Here is an 866-nt window from a genome sequence, read left to right on the forward strand (position 1 = left end):
ATATTAACCCAAATTCAGAAAATGCCTTCAAAGTCAGAATAAGCCTAAAATCTGCCATGGGAGATGATGCTTACACCTGGAATACAAATGAAATGTATCTCTTTAAGTCCACTATGGGTTTTGCCATGCGCCAGTACTACTTGGATGTAAAGGGAATAGAAATGAATTTCATGCCAGAGAACATCCACACGTACAATGAAACTGCCAGAATCTCCTTTTATTTTGTTGTGATGGATCCAACCAAACCAGACACAGTTATTCCTAAGGCCGATGTAGAGGCGGCTATCTGGCTGTCGAGAGAACGTATCAATGGCGCATTTCTACTCAATGATGAAACACTGGAATTTGTTGGGCTGCAGGCAACATTAGCTCCACCCAAAGAGGAAAAAATCACAGTTTGGCTGGTGGTGTTTGGAGTGGTAATGGGTGTAACTGTGTTAGGGGGGATCTACCTCATTACCACAGGGATATTAAACAGGAAGAAGAAAGCTAAGAAAGCTGAGGAGACTGTGAACCCATATGAGAATTCAGATGAAGGAGAAGTGAACAAAGCCTTTGAACAAGACATTGAACAAACTGGACTGTAAAGAAAAAGCTGTTTTCAAAAACATCTTTACTCTAACATCAGAATAAAGAGTGATGAAAAAAGCTTCCACACCATTGCATGCATTTGGAGACTTTTATTTTGTAATACAAAGAATGGATCTCTTTGTTGCTGGTGTGTTCACAAATGTTTATTTGAATGCCTGATGTTAAAGTGTAAAAAGATACATGAACACATGATAATATGACAAATGATAAATTAACTGTAACCAACAAGATGACTTAACTTGCTAGTAGTTTATACAGACAGATGTAAATAGAGA

The 866-nt window shown here is 38.1% G+C and carries 1 protein-coding gene; it reads left to right on the forward strand.

The window, feature by feature from the left end:
- Window positions 1-587 (forward strand): hypothetical protein (locus tag H4O20_RS13230; RefSeq protein ID WP_185099574.1); only part of this gene is annotated, 587 nt, incomplete at its 5' end.
- Window positions 588-866: the final 279 nt, after the last annotated feature.

Origin of the sequence: Aequorivita sp. 609, from assembly GCF_014212065.1 — a bacterium.
Lineage (GTDB): Bacteria > Bacteroidota > Bacteroidia > Flavobacteriales > Flavobacteriaceae > Aequorivita > Aequorivita sinensis.